This window comes from Sphingobium sp. TomTYG74 (assembly GCF_055393875.1).
In genome coordinates, this window is sequence record NZ_AP027341.1 from 2,501,035 (window position 1) to 2,514,275 (window position 13,241).

General features: G+C 54.7%; 14 protein-coding genes and 1 tRNA gene. 10 read left to right on the forward strand and 5 right to left on the reverse strand.

From position 1 onward, the window contains the following. The first annotated feature begins 10 nt into the window (after window positions 1–10). The 5 genes from recJ (at window position 11) to ACZ5TB_RS12655 (ending at window position 5,207) form a co-directional block, all read left to right on the forward strand. A complete protein-coding gene (gene recJ / locus ACZ5TB_RS12635; RefSeq protein ID WP_464791464.1) occupies window positions 11–1,777 on the forward strand; it encodes a single-stranded-DNA-specific exonuclease RecJ in 1,767 nt (588 codons plus the stop codon). A 100-nt stretch (window positions 1,778–1,877) separates the two neighbouring features. Beyond that, a tRNA-Glu gene (locus tag ACZ5TB_RS12640) sits at window positions 1,878–1,952 on the forward strand. A gap of 197 nt (window positions 1,953–2,149) precedes the next feature. Then, window positions 2,150–3,208: a restriction endonuclease gene (locus ACZ5TB_RS12645; protein ID WP_464791465.1), complete on the forward strand. Its 1,059-nt coding sequence runs from the start codon at window positions 2,150–2,152 to the stop codon at window positions 3,206–3,208. A gap of 206 nt (window positions 3,209–3,414) precedes the next feature. Next, window positions 3,415–4,386, forward strand: a complete 972-nt coding sequence (locus tag ACZ5TB_RS12650; RefSeq protein WP_464791466.1) for a ParB/RepB/Spo0J family partition protein — start codon at window positions 3,415–3,417, stop codon at window positions 4,384–4,386. Between the two features lie 80 nt (window positions 4,387–4,466). Continuing rightward, window positions 4,467–5,207: a phosphoribosyltransferase-like protein gene (locus tag ACZ5TB_RS12655; RefSeq protein ID WP_464791467.1), complete on the forward strand. Its 741-nt coding sequence runs from the start codon at window positions 4,467–4,469 to the stop codon at window positions 5,205–5,207. Here ACZ5TB_RS12655 and ACZ5TB_RS12660 read toward each other — a convergent pair. Then, window positions 5,204–6,364 carry a DNA adenine methylase gene (locus tag ACZ5TB_RS12660; protein WP_464791468.1) on the reverse strand — a complete coding sequence of 387 codons (1,161 nt, stop codon included), beginning with the start codon at window positions 6,362–6,364 and terminating at the stop codon, window positions 5,204–5,206. The genes ACZ5TB_RS12655 and ACZ5TB_RS12660 overlap by 4 nt on opposite strands. 270 nt (window positions 6,365–6,634) lie before the next feature. On the opposite strand from ACZ5TB_RS12660, the gene ACZ5TB_RS12665 reads away from it, so the two are divergent. From ACZ5TB_RS12665 to ACZ5TB_RS12680, 4 genes are all read left to right on the forward strand, one after another. Beyond that, a complete protein-coding gene (locus ACZ5TB_RS12665) occupies window positions 6,635–7,213 on the forward strand; it encodes a recombinase family protein (protein WP_464791469.1) in 579 nt (192 codons plus the stop codon). A 612-nt stretch (window positions 7,214–7,825) separates the two neighbouring features. Further along, complete coding sequence (locus ACZ5TB_RS12670; protein WP_464791470.1) at window positions 7,826–8,212, forward strand: hypothetical protein; 387 nt, start codon at window positions 7,826–7,828, stop codon at window positions 8,210–8,212. Between the two features lie 9 nt (window positions 8,213–8,221). Then, window positions 8,222–8,737 (forward strand): hypothetical protein, encoded by a 516-nt coding sequence (locus ACZ5TB_RS12675; RefSeq protein WP_464791471.1) that lies wholly within the window; start codon window positions 8,222–8,224, stop codon window positions 8,735–8,737. A gap of 17 nt (window positions 8,738–8,754) precedes the next feature. After that, window positions 8,755–9,048: a hypothetical protein gene (locus ACZ5TB_RS12680; RefSeq protein ID WP_464791472.1), complete on the forward strand. Its 294-nt coding sequence runs from the start codon at window positions 8,755–8,757 to the stop codon at window positions 9,046–9,048. Between the two features lie 93 nt (window positions 9,049–9,141). On the opposite strand, the gene ACZ5TB_RS12685 is transcribed toward ACZ5TB_RS12680, so the two are convergent. After that, entirely contained in the window at window positions 9,142–9,990 is an 849-nt protein-coding gene (locus ACZ5TB_RS12685; protein WP_464791473.1) for a hypothetical protein, read from the reverse strand. Between the two features lie 206 nt (window positions 9,991–10,196). Here ACZ5TB_RS12685 and ACZ5TB_RS12690 point away from each other — a divergent pair. After that, window positions 10,197–11,362, forward strand: a protein-coding gene (locus ACZ5TB_RS12690; protein ID WP_464791474.1) for an IS3 family transposase whose coding sequence is annotated in 2 segments (ribosomal slippage) — window positions 10,197–10,458 and window positions 10,458–11,362 — 1,167 coding nt in all. Because the reading frame shifts where the segments join, the coding sequence is not laid out codon by codon here. A 10-nt stretch (window positions 11,363–11,372) separates the two neighbouring features. Here the strand turns inward: ACZ5TB_RS12690 and ACZ5TB_RS12695 are convergent. The 3 genes from ACZ5TB_RS12695 to ACZ5TB_RS12705 all read right to left on the reverse strand — a co-directional run bounded on the left by ACZ5TB_RS12695 (window position 11,373) and on the right by ACZ5TB_RS12705 (window position 12,939). Continuing rightward, window positions 11,373–11,834: a hypothetical protein gene (locus ACZ5TB_RS12695; RefSeq protein ID WP_464791475.1), complete on the reverse strand. Its 462-nt coding sequence runs from the start codon at window positions 11,832–11,834 to the stop codon at window positions 11,373–11,375. Between the two features lie 2 nt (window positions 11,835–11,836). Beyond that, complete coding sequence (locus ACZ5TB_RS12700) at window positions 11,837–12,079, reverse strand: hypothetical protein (protein WP_464791476.1); 243 nt, start codon at window positions 12,077–12,079, stop codon at window positions 11,837–11,839. Between the two features lie 365 nt (window positions 12,080–12,444). Further along, window positions 12,445–12,939, reverse strand: a complete 495-nt coding sequence (locus ACZ5TB_RS12705; protein ID WP_464791477.1) for a hypothetical protein — start codon at window positions 12,937–12,939, stop codon at window positions 12,445–12,447. Window positions 12,940–13,241: the final 302 nt, after the last annotated feature.

Consider the following 13,241-nt stretch of genomic DNA (forward strand, 5'->3'; position numbering starts at 1 on the left):
GGGATCAGAAATGACCATTGCGCTGAATGTATCCCGCTCTATCCTTGGACAACCGTGGCGCTGGCGGGGCGCAGGCGCGGATGCGCGCGAGCCGGGCTATCTGCCCGACGACCTGGTCACGCAGTTGCTGCTGGCCCGTGGCTGTCCGCGCGAAGCCGTGGAGGCGCATCGTAATCCGACCATTCGCCACTTCATGCCCGATCCCAGCTTGTTCCGCGACATGGACAGCGCTGCCGAGCGGCTGGCGGATGCGGTGCAGAGCGGCGAGCATGTCCGTATCTTCGGCGACTATGACGTGGACGGTGCAACCAGCGCGGCTTTGCTGATCCGTCTGCTGCGCGATCTTGGGCTGTCCGCTCGGCCCTACATCCCCGATCGGTTGATGGAAGGCTATGGGCCGTCTGGCGAGGCATTGGTGCGGCTGGCAGGGGAAGGAGCGACGCTGATCGTCACCGTCGACTGCGGCGCGCAGGCGTTCGAGGCGCTTGCCATGGCTAAGGCTGTGGGCGTCGATGTCGTGGTCGTCGATCACCATAAATGCGCCGCCGCGCTTCCCGAAGCCTTTGCACTGGTGAACCCCAATCGGCTTGACGAGGTTGAGGAGGCGGCCGCTCACGGCCATCTGGCGGCGGTAGGCGTGGCCTTCCTGTTGGGCGCCGCGCTGATCCGCCTGTTGCGCAAGCGGGGATGGTTCGCGCAGCGTGCCGAGCCTGCCCTGATGGAATTGCTCGACATCGTGGCGCTCGGCACCGTGGCGGACGTGGCACAGCTAAAGGGGCTCAATCGCGCCTTTGTCGCACAGGGCCTTAAGGTCATGGCAAAGCGCCGCAACATCGGCATCTCCGCGCTGATCGACGCGAGCCGCCTCAGCCGTGCGCCATTATGCCATGATCTGGGATTTGCGCTCGGTCCCCGCATCAATGCTGGCGGGCGGGTAGGCAAGGCTGATCTGGGCGTGCGTTTGCTGACGACGGAAGACCCGATCGAGGCCGCGAGCATCGCTGCCGAGTTGGACCAGTTCAACGAGGAACGTCGCGTTATCGAGGCGGCGGTACAGGCTGAGGCGGAAGAATTGCTCGCGGCGCAGGGCAACCGGGCCGTGGCGCTTATCGCCGGGGCTGGCTGGCATCCCGGCGTGATCGGCATCGTCGCCGGACGCATCAAGGAAAAGGCAGGGCGTCCCGCGATCGTTGTGGCGATTGACGATGCCGGTACGGGCAAGGGCTCCGGCCGTTCGATCTCTGGCGTTGATCTTGGCGCGGCCGTGCTGGCGGCCAAGGATAGCGGTTTGCTGGTTGCCGGTGGCGGCCACGCTATGGCGGCAGGGCTGACCGTCGCGGCTGACAAGCTGGACGCGCTGGCTGATTTCCTGGACGAAAGGCTTGCTGCCGCCGTCGCCCGCGCCCGCGATGACCGCGCATTGTTGATCGACGCGGTGCTTGCCCCGGCGGGCGTCAATCCGGACTTCGTAGCTGCGATCGAGGCAGGCGGCCCCTATGGTGCTGGCTGGCCATCCCCGCTCATCGCGGCTGGACCGATGCGCGTCATCAAGGCCGATGTCGTCGGCAATGGTCATCTGCGCGCCGTCATGGCGGGGGACGATGGCCGCTCCATCAAGACCATCGCCTTCCGCCAGGCGGAGAGCGAGTTGGGGCAAGCTATCCTTGGCGCACCGCGCGACCGCCGCCTGTGGGTCGCGGGCCGTGCAAAGATCGACGATTGGGGCAGCCGACCCGCCGCTGAACTGCATCTGGAAGATGCCGCCTGGGCCGATTGAAAGAAGTGGTCGTTTTCCTGCCCCAAAGGGGTTGACCGCCGCAAGCTCCCCCCCTAAAGCCGCCCTCGCTTCGCAGCGCCGCCCAAGCGGTTCTGCATGTGGCCCCTTCGTCTAGCGGTTAGGACGCGGCCCTTTCACGGCTGAAACACGGGTTCGATTCCCGTAGGGGTCACCATTTATTACTTTTCAAGGACTTAGCGCGATAGCGGTCCTCAGAATCTCACAGTTTTATCTCACAATAATTTGGTGGCACTCGTTCGCTTTGAAGCCGATATCCTGTGCCTGCTTCCCGGCAATCAACCATCTTGTGCGTCTGCCCGTTCGCTCGTTAAGCTATGGGACATTGCAACGACCTAGTCGGGGGGCAGGGAAATGTGGCCGTTCTCAAAAGCAAAAGTTGAGCAGGTGCCGGTGGCGTTTACCCAAGAGCAAATGGAACAGGCTCTTCTAGCCTACAAAGGCGAAGGCGCGCATTTCTCGCTCTATTACGCGAACCTCAGTGGGCACCTACAGAACGTCATTAAGCCAGATACCACTCAGGATTTCAGTACGATCATTGAGGCGGAGCCGAACTTCACCGAAACAGGCCGTCGCTATGCCATCGACCGTCTGACTGACGAGGTTGATTTCGTATGCGGCTCTGATGTGTTCGATATGATAGTGTTCGGTCATAGGAACGACACCAACCTTGAACATCGTGAGTGCCTGCTCGCGTGGAAGGCAGCAGTAAATCAACGCGGCTTTGCGGCTCTTTGCGACCGCATTGGCTTCGACGCGCTCGGCTTTCTTGAGCGTACTACCATAAGCCGTAGGCAGGCTGATCTTGATCGAGTCATCGCCAAGCTGGAAGAGCGGAAAAACTATCTCAAACCTTTGTTACTCCGCGCGATTGCACGCGGCAAAAACAAATATGGCGAGGTCGATTACGGCGAATATCTGAACGAGCTAAGCGAATTCCTGACCTACTATTTTCCGCAGGGTGCGCTGCCATTCTATTTCAACCGCTATCCGCTGGTTTACGCTGTCACCTATCTGGAAAGCTGGCTCCAAGATGCCCCTGCTACAGGGGCTATTCCGCTTGATGGCATCGACTTTGAATATTGGTGTGCGGCCTGCCTTGAAGAGCAAGGTTGGGCGGTTCGCGTTAGCAAAGCCAGTGGCGACCAAGGTGTTGACATTGAAGCTATGAAAGACGGCAAATCAGTCGCGATTCAATGCAAGCGATATACGCAGCCTATAGGCAACAAGGCCGTTCAAGAGGCGTATGCGGGCATGGTGCATTACCGTGCCAGCGCAGCATGCGTGATTGGGACAGGGGGCTTCACGCCGTCTGCGCAGGAGCTATCCCAAAGCACTGGCGTCATATTAATTGACGCCGATAGCATCGGTGAATTTTCGTACCTTATCAACGCGCACATCAATCGGCAGTGAACAGATTATGTCTGAGCATACGACTCCTGCGGCAGAAGACTCCGCCAAGCCAACCCAGCCTGAAAAAGCCCACTGCCCAACATGACATAGGGGAGCGTCTCTCCGCATCTCCTGGTCCAAATCGCATCGCTAGCTACGAACAGATGAGAGTTGGCTTTTAATTCGGCAGCGGTTAGCGTCTGACCGAACTGGGGGAACTACCTGAAATGACCGTAAAAACTGCGAACGATGCGAATGGCCCAGCGTTGGGACCGCGTAGCGTTCCCACCGACTCGCTGATCGCTAATCCGCATAATCCACGGATGCTCTTTGACGAGTTGCCTCTTAGGACGCTGGAAGATTCAATTCGCCGCGTTGGCGTTCTAGTACCTATAACCGTGTTCCAAGCCACTGGTTCGACAAAATTCACTATCTTGGATGGTCAACGCCGGTGGATTTGCGCGCAAAGAATTCCTCTTGCTGAGGTGCCAATTAATCAGGTGGCAGAGCCTACTGTAGCTCAAAATATCGTCACCATGTTTCAAATACATAAGCTACGCAAAGACTGGGAATTGATGCCGACCGCTCTCAAGCTGGGAGTGCTAATGGATGAAATGGATGAGCGGCGAGATGCACAACTGGCAGATTTGACCGGTTTAGATACGGCGGTTGTCACCCGTTGTAAAAAGCTGCTCTCCTATGAAAAGCGTTATCAAGAGATGATGCTTTATGCTGATCCAGAAGATCGTATCAAAGCAGACTTCTTCATCGAGCTTTACCCTATCGTTAACGATCGATCTGTTCTCAAAGCCGATTGGTACGATAGAGGGCTTATAATCGAAAATTTCCTCAGAAAATATCAGGATAGATTGTCCGGCTTCAAGGCCATCACTGATTTTAGAAAAGTTAAGCAGCATATTACCGTTGCACGTATGGCGGGACATGAAGAGGAAGTCGTCAAAAGACTATATCGACTGATCACAGACGATAATGTTGAAATTGATGATCTAGAGATCGATACTGCAAAAGTTCATCGTACGGCATCTATATTAGTTCGGACTGTATCAAAGCTCATGAATGAGTTAAGAAATATTGATTCAGAGAGCTATTTCGGCGAAGAAGATTTGTGGAAGGAGCTAGAAAGCCTTGCAGAATTGGTTCGAGAAAAGCTGAGCCAAGCGGATCGCCGGGCGCAATGAAAGTGTCAGAGGCGACTGAGCAGCCCTCACGCGAACAAGGCTGGTTGGACCGGTTTCGGTATTACCGTGATCCGCCAGACATGGCTGCGATCGCAAATTGGATCAGCCTATTTGAAGGCGACGATGAGGAACTTGCCCGAAAAGTTCTTGACCATGTCGTAGTTGTTTCCGAGCGCGAAATTCAGCAGGGCTACTCAGCCGCTCTTGCCGCTTTACCCGGATGGACAGAGCGCCAACCAGAAGATGCTGGTCGGTGGCGTTTCGTAGGCTTTGGCCGAACAGGGGAAAGCGGACCTGCGATGGTGCGAATATTCCGAGAAGCGAATGACTTAGCGCTGGCTCGATTCGATCATCTCTTTTGCGACCTGTCAGATTTGCCTAGCCTAAAGTTAACAGCCCTTGATACCGTCGTGTTCATCGATGACTTCTCTGGTACCGGAAGACAGGTCTGCAAGCGCTGGCCTATTATTTCCGAATTGGTTGCTTCCGAGGCTACCTGTCACCTCATTTTGTCCGCAGTAACGGATACTGCTGCAAGAGCCATAACTGAGCGCACCCAGCTTAATTTACACGCCAGCATCTATCTTAACGAAGATGCGAACGTGTTGGCTCCTAGTTGCTCCGTCTTCGATGCTGACGAGAAAGGCGCATTGATCAAGTACGGAGAAAAAGCGGATACGAAGTGGCCAGAAGGCTATGGAAAGAGTGGACTGCTATTTGTACTGAGCCACAAGACGCCCAACAACTCCCTTCCTATTCTGCATGTCAACGAACCCCATTGGCGGGGCTTGTTCCCGCGATATCTAAGGGCAGGCGCTTAGCTATTTGAAGCAAGATAAATTCTCTCACGAACTGCCGATTTAGCTGATCCCTTCGATGCTCCAAATGTTGAATGGTTATGATCAATGTCACATTCAACACTTACTTTTGAAAAATACTTTACAAGAAGATCAATAGGATCGTTGCCAGTCTCATAGATCAGACCATTAGACGGGTAGCTCAAAACCATGTCCGCCCCGTTTAAACTGATCTTTTTAATAAGAGAATCCATTGCGTTGACCACCTGCGTCTTCAAAGAGAAGGGCGTGGCGAAACGGTCTGGGCGATACCTACCTGCGCCAGTCACCTCAGGATAATCATAGTCGACCAGTGTTTCCCACACATGATAGTATCTAGAATAGTGATCGTTGGTATACGGCGGATCACAATAGACAACCTTAGCATTTTTGCAAAAAGGATCATCCAGAAGTTCCAAACAATCCTTATTAGTTACAATATTACTTTTCCGCCATTTGGCAGTTCCTGTTGGAGATAAATTATTTAATCCATCAAGCCATTCTTGCCAAATACTTCTATTCCACTGCTTCCTCACCCTTTTATAGTTTCGTTCGCTCGGGCTGAGGTACTGGGCAAAATGGCCCGGCGTGTTGGCGGCCTTCAAACAGGCCCGCCCCAGTGATACTATAGACCACCCCCACTGGTCATCGCCTATATCTCCCCGCTTCTTTGCATCGTCGATCGCGCACCTAATCGAGTCTATCTCAGCAGCTTGATAGACCGAGAAAAAACCGCGTCCGTACCGCGTGAGAAAACAGGAGTAGTCGGTTTCAACAGCTTGGATTTCTAAAAGCTTTTCATATCCCTTTGAAAACTGAATCCACTCTGATGAGCCGCGCACGGCAGCGTCCTGCTCTATCAGTTCTGAATTCATTGCGACGATGCGGTCTATGTTGCGATTGAACGAAGCTTTCCAAGCCGCGTCAACGGCTTTTGGAGGCGGCGGCCCTTTGGCCGCCGTGAAATTACACTTAGCAGTCAACTGCGCGAAACGCTGCGCGTCGTTCAACCAAACGTTTCGGCTACTCCCTACTGCTTGCGCTACTGCCCCCATACCAGCAAACGCATCCAGTAAAATTCCGGGCTGAGCAGAGGCAATCACGCGAGAGACTTCGCGGGCCAATTCCCGCTTCGTGCCCATGTAAGGTATGCTCCCTGCAACCATCTGACGTTGAAGCCCTTCCCACTTACCCCTATCGCTCACGGCGATCTTGCGGACCTATATGCACTCTATACCGGGAAGTCGATCGACGGAGGGCATTTCATTCGTGGCCCGCCATCGCGTGACAAACGGAGGCTCGCAATCGTTCCTTTCCGGTACATTCTCCGAGGCAGTATCTAAAATTAGACTCCACATATATAAGATACACTTCTAATATCGTTACACCGAATCGATACAGGAAGTGACAATATGAGCCGTACCTTTGCCTATTGCCGGGTAAGCACCAACGACCAGACCACCGACAACCAGATTCAGGAAATTGCATCGGCAGGCTTCACGGTCGATCCGAAGCGGGTTGTTACAGAGACGGTTTCCGGTTCCGTTGCCGCCATGGAGCGGAAGGGCTTTGCTAAGCTGGTAGATCGCCTTGAAACTGGCGACATATTAATAGTGACGAAGTTGGACCGCCTCGGTCGCAACGCAATGGACCTTCGGGCTACGGTCGAACGGCTAGCGGCGGAAGGGGTGAAGGTTCATTGCCTTGCCTTAGGCGGCGTGGACCTCACCAGCGCGGCGGGGAAGATGACCATGGCTGTTATCGCCGCTGTTGCTGAGTTTGAACGCGACCTGCTTATCGAACGTACACAGGCGGGACTCGCTAGAGCGAAGGCGTCTGGCAAGTCCCTAGGACGCCCACAGACCCTTACGGATGATCAGCAGCGTACCATTATAGAGAAGCGGAAGCAGGGTATTTCCCTTGGGGCTTTGGCGAAGGAATATGATGTGTCGCGGGCTGCAATCCAAAGGGTGGAAAAGCGCGCCGCATAACAACTCACCACCGCCGCACTCACATTGTGGCGAGCGCGAACAATATGGTGGCGACTGCTGGGAGAGCGACGATAAAGGCCAAGGCAACTAAGCCGATAACAGCGCGCCAAGAAGGCGTCGTTGACCACATGCCGTAGATTGCTTCCCACTTCGTCATCACATTCCTCATCGGTAGTCACCGTCTTATATCGATGGCGGGGGCACCAGATTGCCGTCGCCAGATAATTCCCGTCCAAGGCATGGCAGGCCACCGCACCCGCCATCAACAAGGCTGCGTTGTAACAGGCCGCTTCACAACGACTACGGACGCCAAGACGAAAGAGACAGGCCCGCCACGGCGCGCATCGGCCACATATGGGGTGGAAGCGATGTAACCGGATCGAAAGCGTAATAGACTCATCAGCTTCGATCACATATTAGCGGCGTTGCTTCCTCGACTTTGATCGGAAGAGGAAGCCCGCAATCGGCGGCGAACACAGGCTCTCGGCCATACGGTCGGGCGGCCTGCGGAATATAATACCTTCGGGAAATACGCGGGAGGCGTGTTCCTGTGTTCGCGTCGATCAACCGTCCCGACTGGCGGGGTGGTGCGGTGGGGCACAGGATGAATAGATGCGTCGTTTGTTGATGACGGTTGCCGCTTTGGCAGCCTTTGGTGATGCACAAGCCAGACCTATGACCCTGGCAGAACAAAATGCCGTAGAAACAGCAGTCAAGGCAAAGCTTAAAGACCCGGCCTCCGCTCGCTTTCGCCATCCTAAAATTAATATCCCTGCCGGTGATGCTGGTATGTTCTATTGCGGGTACGTTAACGCGAAGAACAGCTTGGGCGGCTACGCTGGCGATGCTGAATTCGCCGTTGGCTTTGCGACAGAGATTAAAAAGGGCAGGCCCGATACTCTCGCAAAGGTAGTAGAGATCGGTGATGCCGATCCTGAAAGTGAAGATTCGCAGGTCGTAAGCCTATTCTGCGACCGCTATCCGAACCTTCATCAGTGAGGCCGGGCCATGATGAGCAGGATCGTTTCCACCATAGGGGTGATTGCACTACCCTGTACGCTGTCTGCATGTTCGGGTTCTGCGCCACAGCCCCGCACCGAAGATGCCCGTCCTTCCGCTACGGACATTGCTAAAGCTGATGCCGACATGGGGAGTGTCCCTACCAAGACAGAACCGTCAAAGTCCCTTACCGCCGGTGAGGTCGCGTCCATCTGCAAGGCGGGGATCGCAGAACTATTCGGTCATTCGCCCAAGATTATGAAGGCCGCACCGCAAGGGGGCGGCATCGTTCGTATATCTTACAAACGTCCTTATGACGGTAAGCTGTTCAGGAACGACTGCCAGGTACAAGGCAACCGCATCATGTGGCGCGGCTTCGATATTAGCCCCGGCTCCGGTCCCGGTCGATGGCGGAATGACCCTGCCGATGAAGTGCTGACGTTCACGGTAGCGGGACGCTCGGTCAAGCTTCTGACCACCTATTCGGATGGCTCCACGGCCACCGCAACGCAGCCGCTGCTATGATCCGAAAGGAACTAATTATGCGAAACACGATGCTGCTCGTCGCCGCTTCGTTGATGATTGCCGGTACAGCACAGGCGCAAGATAGTAGTGACCCTAACTGGCCTTGGGCACAATGCGTTGCGCAAGGCAAAGGCAGAGCATGTGATGGCCTTTACAAGCCTAGGGAAACTACAAGAACTAATACCTATCGGGATAGCCCTGAATACAAAGATTATGAATTTAGGGCATGGGAAATAGATCAAGAAAATAAAAGAGAAATAGAAGCTATTAACCGGGATTATAATCTTCGCCGTAGCGGGCTTCTTCCATAACATGGAGGGGGTATACCTCTTAGCTGCTACAGCTTTGGCCATGATATTCCCTATTCACAGCAGACCCCGATTATTAGGGAAGCTCACACCCCTTCAATGCACCGTATGTTCAGCAACCTTCCTATGGGTACTGACCGTGATATGAGGGCAGATACCCACATGCTTGAAAAAATTTTCGAACAGGCATCGGGCCGCAATGTCCGCCTTGGATTCCGGGACCATCAAAGCGTCATGAAGCGGTAGGGCAGGAATATCATGGTCGAGCGCCAGCGTCTTCACAGCGGCAATGACAGCGGTACTTTCGATAAACTGCAATTCGCCCCAGCCTATGGGGTTCTTGGCCCATTCCTCCAAAAGTGGCAGGTGTTCCAATATCTTCCGCTGGGTCTTACCGAAGGGGTGATCCGCCTGTAGATCGCGGCCCTTTGTTTCCTCGTCATCTGCGTATCGGTCCTTAGACTCTGGGGGCCACTTCTTATGAAAACCGCCATTGCCAAGGGTGATCGACACCCACATTTTTACGATGCCACGCGGTACGTCCGGCATGTCATAGGGATCATCGGCAGGTAGCGGCACACCCATACGCTGATGCAATATTGTTAAGTAGCTGGCCCGTAGATCGACCTCCGCAATGGCTTCGCCGCTGATCATCATGGCCCTACGGATATGCTTTCTGACGTTCTGATACCCTTTACCGATGCCATGGCTGTAAAGGCGACCTCCCTTGCTGAAATCGGCACCATCCTTGTCGCCCTCACCGAACACGCGGACGAAGCGATGATGGAGATGGGCGGGCTGAATATCCTGTCCGACGAAATAGGCGTTTAGGTCGTTGACCTCTTCACCATAGGCCGCGACACGCGGCAGACTATAATCGACCGGCAGGGCTTCACCCTTATGCTTCCTGCCTTTCTGATCCTTCCGGCTTGCTCCCTTCAGCATGATGGGATCGGCAACCCTCACCGGCCTTGGTGCAGCCGCGAAATGAGCAGACCATAGCTCCGGGAATATGTGATGCTCTTTCGCAAGGTCGATCAGCTTATCAGTGGCCCGGAACCGGGTTGCCACCCCTCTGCCGAAAGCTGACGTGACCCCCGATTTTTCCTCCAGTTAGCGCTAGAGTCCGATCCAACGAAGGGACGGACGGAATGAAGCGGAAGCAGTTTTCGGAAGAGCAGATTATCGGCATTTTGAAGGAAGCCGAGGCGGGTGCGGTGGTCACGGAATTATGCCGCAAGCACGGCATGTCGAGCGCGACCTATTATGCGTGGAAGGCCAAGTATGGCGGTTTGGAGGTGTCGGACGCGAAGCGACTGCGGGCGCTGGAGGAGGAGAACTCCAAGCTCAAACGGTTGCTCGCGGACACGATGCTGGACAATGCGGGGTTGAAAGACCTGCTGTCAAAAAAGTGGTGACGCCCGCTGCACAGCGCGAGGCGGTTGTGCATCTCCAGATCACGTTGGGGATGAGCGAGCGGCGCGCGTGCCGGGTGATTTCAGCGGATCGCAAGAGCATGCGCTATCGCTCGTGCCGCCCCGATGATGCCGATTTGCGGTCGCGGTTGCGCGAGTTGGCGCAGCAGCGTCGGCGGTTCGGCTACCGGCGCTTGCACATCCTGCTCCGCCGGGATGGCATTATGATCAACCGCAAGAAGACCCAGCGGCTCTACCGCGAGGAGGGGCTGACGGTTCGGCGGCGGCGGGGCAGAAGGCGCGCCGTTGGGGCGCGGGTGCCGGCTCCGGTGCTGGCGCTTCCCAACCAGCGCTGGAGCCTGGACTTCGTTCACGATCAACTCGCCACCGGCCGCCGGTTCCGTATCCTCAACATCGTCGATGATGTGACGCGTGAATGCTTGCGGGCGGTGCTCGACACTTCGATCTCGGGCAAGCGGGTGGCGCGCGAACTGGGCGATCTCATCGCCGAGCGCGGCGCGCCCAAGATGATCGTCAGCGACAACGGGACCGAACTGACATCGAACGCGGTGCTCGCCTGGTCGGGCGATGTCGGCATCGAGTGGCACTATATCGCGCCGGGCAAGCCGACGCAGAACGGGTTCGTCGAGAGTTTCAATGGCCGCATGCGCGACGAGCTTCTCAACGAAACGCTGTTCTTCACGGTTCGTCAGGCCCGCTCGATCCTCGCCAACTGGGTCGATGACTACAACACCGAGCGGCCGCACTCTTCGCTCGGCTATGCCACACCGGCGGCGTTCGCCGCCGAACTCGAAAAGCAATGGGCGGGTTTAAACCCGCCCATTGCTTCAACCGCGCTCCTGCGCGACAACAACGGTCGGTCTCTGGTTGCAGCTGGATGAAAGGCGGGGGTCACGTCAAAGCCAATGTCGTACATTCAATATAGCCGGTGATGACCTCCAAGAATCCTTCCCGCCGCAGACCATCGACCACGTTCGTAAAGGCACGATGACCTACGGATGTGCCGGACGCGGTATCATTTCCAAATGCTCCTACCTTGAAGCTCCCGGTAGCCATAGAACGGTACAGAAAGCCCCCTTCTTCCTCCCCTGCCGCCTTAATCAGCATGGGAATCGTCATTTCCATGGCGTTGATAAATTCATCAGGAAGCTTTTTCCGCCTTCCCATGTCTGGCTTACAGGATTCAACAAGGACTCCTACAAGAGCTTTTGCTTCAACAGAAATAGGTTTCAATAGGAAAGATAGATGGGAAGCCTTATCCATAGATTCATCTATAGATAGAACCTTATGTATGTATTTCTTGAAGGATTTATAGGTGATGAAATTTGTATAATTAGGTTGTATGGAAGACATATTCAAACCGGTTTAAATTTATAATACAAACGTGAAGCGCTTTCGATGGACGCAGTCGCACTATGATGGACAGGTTGTCCCTCTTCACGAAAGGGCGCTTGCTCCGGTGCATCAAGGATCAGGACGGCAGACTCCACCTCCCGGTCATCGGATGGCCCTACATCGGCAGGCGGGTTGTCATTTGAGGCTTTAGGGAGAGGATCGCCCTCATCCATGAAATCGAAGCGCAGTTGTATAAAATCCATGTGTATTCCTCGCATTCATACTGAGTACGAACGCCGGGATAAGGCGATCTTATCGAGACACAACCGTTAGTAACTTTGTTGTTATATGAAGACCTAACTGGGTTATTAGATGTTTTTATACCTGCGCTTAAATTGATTACTTTATTCGTAAGTTTATTTAACTTACAGGGTTCTTTATGGAATAACGCGATTTTGTATTAAATTCCGCTCGATGCACGTTAAGATGCAGTAATAAATTAACACATCAATGACTTGCCGCTGACGGAAATGCTGGGCTTGAAATACAATCTGGATGGTTTGAACGACTGGTGGATCAGTGATCGCGGTAAAAATACCGAAACTCACTGTCGGAAGCTGTGCATCAGCTAAAACCGCTTAGAAGCGATCAAATCCGAGCAGCTATTTGGACTCTTTCTTTCTGCACTTGCCGGAACGAATTTATCGCCGTCGAACGCATAAAGGCGACCAGTACAGCTTTCGCCCGAATAGCTGCCCCACAGCGTGAGTATCAGCCTATTATTTGGTCGAGTTAGAATTTGGAGTTCGGGGTAATCCTCCCCACCAAGGGGAAAGGTTATGATCTTGCCCGTCCGCACATCGCCAACCCAGCTAAATGTGCATGACGTTCCGCAGCCAACGGTAATGATAGTGTAGTGCCCCATCGCAATGGGGTTGGATCGGAAGCCGTTTGTGATAGCCGTTTTAAAACGCAGATACTTTTCACCATCACCGGCAAAGTTCGGTCGAGCACGCTGTCCGCTGTAAACCGGCACTTCATACTTCTTCGCGTCCACACTCTGCGATGCAGCCGGTACGGCGACCACCATCAGCAGGGCCGCGCCTATCATTTTGAAGCTCATAATCCCTCTGATCTTAACACACCAACGTCGCCCACCACCAGATGATCGCGAGCCGCCCGTTGGTATACGGCTCCACGGTTTTGCTGACAACGGCAGGTGGCGTCACCGAGATACATGCCCGCCCCGAAAACAGGCTCAATTCAGCCTGTTCGCGGTGATGAGCATGCGGTTGCCGGTAGGAATGTTGGTCGCCATGCTGATCATTGCCGAACTCGACAGCCAACATGCTCTATTTTGCCCGCAGAGGCCCCGTAGAGCGCGATTTAAGAGGCAAGGCTACCTGAGTAGCCAAATTCCTTTAC

What these genes read in the sequence shown, in the direction of transcription:
- recJ (WP_464791464.1), top strand. Translation starts at nt 11, where the DNA reads ATGACCATTGCGCTGAATGTATCCCGCTCTATCCTTGGACAACCGTGG.
- ACZ5TB_RS12645 (WP_464791465.1), top strand. Translation starts at nt 2,150, where the DNA reads ATGTGGCCGTTCTCAAAAGCAAAAGTTGAGCAGGTGCCGGTGGCGTTT.
- ACZ5TB_RS12650 (WP_464791466.1), top strand. Translation starts at nt 3,415, where the DNA reads ATGACCGTAAAAACTGCGAACGATGCGAATGGCCCAGCGTTGGGACCG.
- ACZ5TB_RS12655 (WP_464791467.1), top strand. Translation starts at nt 4,467, where the DNA reads ATGGCTGCGATCGCAAATTGGATCAGCCTATTTGAAGGCGACGATGAG.
- ACZ5TB_RS12660 (WP_464791468.1), bottom strand. Translation starts at nt 6,364, where the DNA reads ATGGGCACGAAGCGGGAATTGGCCCGCGAAGTCTCTCGCGTGATTGCC.
- ACZ5TB_RS12665 (WP_464791469.1), top strand. Translation starts at nt 6,635, where the DNA reads ATGAGCCGTACCTTTGCCTATTGCCGGGTAAGCACCAACGACCAGACC.
- ACZ5TB_RS12670 (WP_464791470.1), top strand. Translation starts at nt 7,826, where the DNA reads ATGCGTCGTTTGTTGATGACGGTTGCCGCTTTGGCAGCCTTTGGTGAT.
- ACZ5TB_RS12675 (WP_464791471.1), top strand. Translation starts at nt 8,222, where the DNA reads ATGATGAGCAGGATCGTTTCCACCATAGGGGTGATTGCACTACCCTGT.
- ACZ5TB_RS12680 (WP_464791472.1), top strand. Translation starts at nt 8,755, where the DNA reads ATGCGAAACACGATGCTGCTCGTCGCCGCTTCGTTGATGATTGCCGGT.
- ACZ5TB_RS12685 (WP_464791473.1), bottom strand. Translation starts at nt 9,990, where the DNA reads ATGCTGAAGGGAGCAAGCCGGAAGGATCAGAAAGGCAGGAAGCATAAG.
- ACZ5TB_RS12695 (WP_464791475.1), bottom strand. Translation starts at nt 11,834, where the DNA reads ATGTCTTCCATACAACCTAATTATACAAATTTCATCACCTATAAATCC.
- ACZ5TB_RS12700 (WP_464791476.1), bottom strand. Translation starts at nt 12,079, where the DNA reads ATGGATTTTATACAACTGCGCTTCGATTTCATGGATGAGGGCGATCCT.
- ACZ5TB_RS12705 (WP_464791477.1), bottom strand. Translation starts at nt 12,939, where the DNA reads ATGAGCTTCAAAATGATAGGCGCGGCCCTGCTGATGGTGGTCGCCGTA.